Origin of the sequence: Actinomyces dentalis DSM 19115 (genome assembly GCF_000429225.1) — a bacterium.
Classification (GTDB): domain Bacteria; phylum Actinomycetota; class Actinomycetes; order Actinomycetales; family Actinomycetaceae; genus Actinomyces; species Actinomyces dentalis.
This window is the reverse complement of sequence record NZ_AUBL01000089.1, coordinates 1-3,130: the sequence shown is the minus strand read 5'-3', so window position 1 is coordinate 3,130 and position 3,130 is coordinate 1. Positions and strand designations below refer to the sequence as shown.

The window sequence follows — 3,130 nt, the reverse complement described above, 5'->3', positions numbered from 1 at the left end:
TACCTGGCCCGTATCCGCCGCCAGCAGCAGACCCGCGAGTAGACCCGCCCTCAACGCAGACAAACCCCGAGGTCCACACGGAAGGGCATTCCGGGAGCGTCTGGAGAACTCCCCGGATGCGACACGACGATGACCCAACGCCCACTGAATCTTCGCGGGTCTCATCATGAGTTCGCCCTCATTTTGTCGCGGGAAGAGACTCTCCCCGAGTCCGGAGGGCTCCGTTCGCCCCACGTCCGGCCGGCCGGGCGCGCCCGGACGGTGCACAACATCGAGGTCGACACCACCCACGCCTACTACGTCGCCACCACCACCGGCACCTGGACCCTCGCCCACAACGGATGCACCTGGGACGAGAGCGCCGCCCGCTGGCGCGACACCGAAACCGGACAATTCACAACGGCTCCGAGCGATCCCAGTGGACTGGTTTCTAATGGTCGAATCAACTACAATGACATCGTTAAACTCGGCGAGGTCAATGGCGTGACAATCAAGGAAACCTGGGGGCAAGGAGGAAGAGTTAAGATCTATGCGAGCAGACCGGTGTCTTCGCACACGCATGGTGCACAGCCTGACCCCAACCTTCCGACAGGAAACTCTACCACCGGTCCGACAACAATGATTCGCGACAAGAGTACTCGATCGAATTACGCCACGTTCGGGAGATGGGTGAAGTTTGCCAGATATCCTAACGAATCTCATATTCCCACCGACAATTGGCCGTTCGAGAACAATCCTAGGAGCCAGTAGATCGTGTTCCGTTCACTTGACGACCTGACCGACCTTCCGTACATAGTATCGATTCGGCAGGAGGAGGAGATCATCAAGTTACTCATGAGCATGCCGCTCGATTATTTGCGACAAAATTATGAAGCATTCGACGACGCCGTGGATGTGCTGATGGTATCTCACATCGATGTGGGATACGCGCATGTCACCGAGGAGAATGAGGCGCTGTTCCTCGAGTTCTCAAGATGGTTGCCCGCGACGTACGAGGTGCTGGGCCACCCGAAACCGGCCTCGGACGGCATATTCGCTATGCGCTACGAGACGCTTCGACGGTGGAGAGAAGACGGGATCCCGCCTTCTGGTGAATAGATCTCCGAAAAGAGGGGGCGGCGTGACTGTGGTTGGGGGTGCTGTGGAGGAGGTCGGCCGTCTCGTGTGGGAGGCGGAGGCGGCCGACATCCCCCCGGTGAGCGGCGACGGTGCCGTGGGCGTGCTGGGGCGGTGGTTGGACGGCGCCGATGCCGGGCGGGCCGAGGACGCCCTTCTGGCCTCCTACCACCTGTACGACAAGGATCTGCTCGCGCTGGCCCCCGCCATCGCCCGGTGGGTGGGGGTGGGGCCGGTGTCCGCGCACGTCCGGCGCCTGCTGGGCATGGTCCCGGTCAAGGAGTTGCGTCCGGTGCTCGTGCCCGCCCTCGCCGCCCGCCTCCGGGAGGAGCCCGATCCCCACGGCCCCCTCCACAGCGCCTGCACCGACCTGCTGGAGCACCTGGGACTGGAGGACCAGACCCGCCTCCTGACCGACCCGGACTTCCACGGGTCCCGCACCCCGCCGCCCGAAGCTCCCGGAGAACCGGGCGACGACGGGCCTGGGCCGGCCGATGAGGGGGCGATCGCGCAGGCCGTGAGACGGTCCGCTCACTTCATGCGGCGGGCGGTCGTGGCGGCCGCGCCCCTGGCGGGGAACCCCGACGTCGTCGCCCTGATCGAAGGGTGGCTCGGCACCTGGGGCGGAGAGCACTATCTGGACTCCCTCCGGGCCGTCTACATGCTCCCCGACGACGATCTGCTCGCCCTCGTACCGGTTATCGTGCGGTGGGTCGACGTCGACCGCGTGGCCCCCCACCCCCGGCGGTTGTTGTGCATGCTCCCGATCAGCAGGCTCCGCCCGGTGCTTGTGCCCGCGGTCTTCTCCCAGCTGCGCGAGGACCCCGAGGTCGACGACCTCTCCTGGTGGTCGTACGCCGACCTCCTGGACGACATCGGCCTGAAGAACGAGGTCCGCCGCATCGCCGACCTCGCCCTGACCCACGAGGACCGTCTCGTGCGAGCCATGGGAAAAGAGATCGTCGAGGACCTCCTGCAGGATTAGGCGTCTCGCGGACCGGGTCGCGCCGGCGGGCTCTGGTCTACGATGCGGCCGGGCAGTTGGTGTCCGCCGGTGGCGGCGGCGCGGTGGAGACGCGATTCGTTTACGATGCGGCGGGGCGCAGGGTGCGCGAGGAGCGCGCCGACGGCGGTGTGCGCGTCTTCGCCTGGGGTGCGCTGGCGAGACTGGAGTCGGTGAGCATTGACGGCGCGCTGGAGAAGCGGCGCGTGTCGCTGCTGACCGATGCGCTGGGCGAACTGACAGCCGTCGACGGCGCGTACTCCTGGGCGGGCAACAACCCGGTGGGGATGAGCGACCCCTCGAGGCGCCACCCGCTAACCGACGCCGAGTTCGCCTCCTGGAGGGACTCCCACAGGACGGGTTTGGCGGCGGCCGGTGATCGGGTCGCCGCCTGCGACCCGGTCACCGGGGAGGCCCTGGCGCGCACGGTCACAGCCACCGCCCCCACCGGCCGCACCCAACGGGTGTACAGTTTTGAGGTCGACGGCCTCCAGGCCTACTACGTGCGCGCCGGCACCACCTTCATCGCCGTCCACAACGAATGCTCCGAACTCGCACGACAACTCCAACAACGCGCATCCTCCGGTGTGGACAGGGTTCAGGAGGTGATTCGGGAGACGGCGGAGAGCAGGAGCAAATCGTTCACCAGTCGGTATGGCTTGACTCAGAGCGAGGCCCTCGAGGCGGGGGAATAGTGGCTCGGGGAGAGATACAGAACAAGGGACGCGGAGCAGTGGGTGTTCAGGAGTGCGGACGGAGCCCGAGGATTCCGCATAGACCCCCCTTTTCGCTCGCCGGAGGCCATAAGCCTTGGGTTCCCCATGTACACCTCGAACACTATAACCCGTTGAAGGGTCACAGCATATGGAAGCTTATTCAGAGGGTGTTTTTGAAGACGTAGAGTGCGAGTGCGGCGGTGATGGTCTGTTCGAATGTGTGCAGGGGGCGGCGGTAGTCGGTGTGGAGGATTCTCCAGGACTTGATGTGGGCGATGGTGCGCTCTTTCGGCCC

4 protein-coding genes are annotated in these 3,130 nt (G+C 65.2%); all 4 read left to right on the top strand.

Features of this window, described 5'->3' with window-relative positions; genetic code table 11:
* The first annotated feature begins 261 nt into the window (after window positions 1-261).
* The 4 genes from G446_RS20180 (at window position 262) to G446_RS20450 (ending at window position 2,814) form a co-directional block, all read left to right on the top strand.
* Entirely contained in the window at window positions 262-750 is a 489-nt protein-coding gene (locus G446_RS20180; protein WP_156916686.1) for a hypothetical protein, read from the top strand.
* 3 nt (window positions 751-753) lie between these two features.
* Window positions 754-1,098, top strand: a complete 345-nt coding sequence (locus G446_RS0113330) for a hypothetical protein (RefSeq protein ID WP_026410506.1) — start codon at window positions 754-756, stop codon at window positions 1,096-1,098.
* 22 nt (window positions 1,099-1,120) lie between these two features.
* Window positions 1,121-2,101, top strand: a complete 981-nt coding sequence (locus tag G446_RS20455) for a hypothetical protein (RefSeq protein ID WP_156916689.1) — start codon at window positions 1,121-1,123, stop codon at window positions 2,099-2,101.
* Window positions 2,102-2,184: 83 nt separating this feature from the next.
* Window positions 2,185-2,814, top strand: a complete 630-nt coding sequence (locus G446_RS20450) for a hypothetical protein (protein ID WP_245574720.1) — start codon at window positions 2,185-2,187, stop codon at window positions 2,812-2,814.
* Window positions 2,815-3,130: the final 316 nt, after the last annotated feature.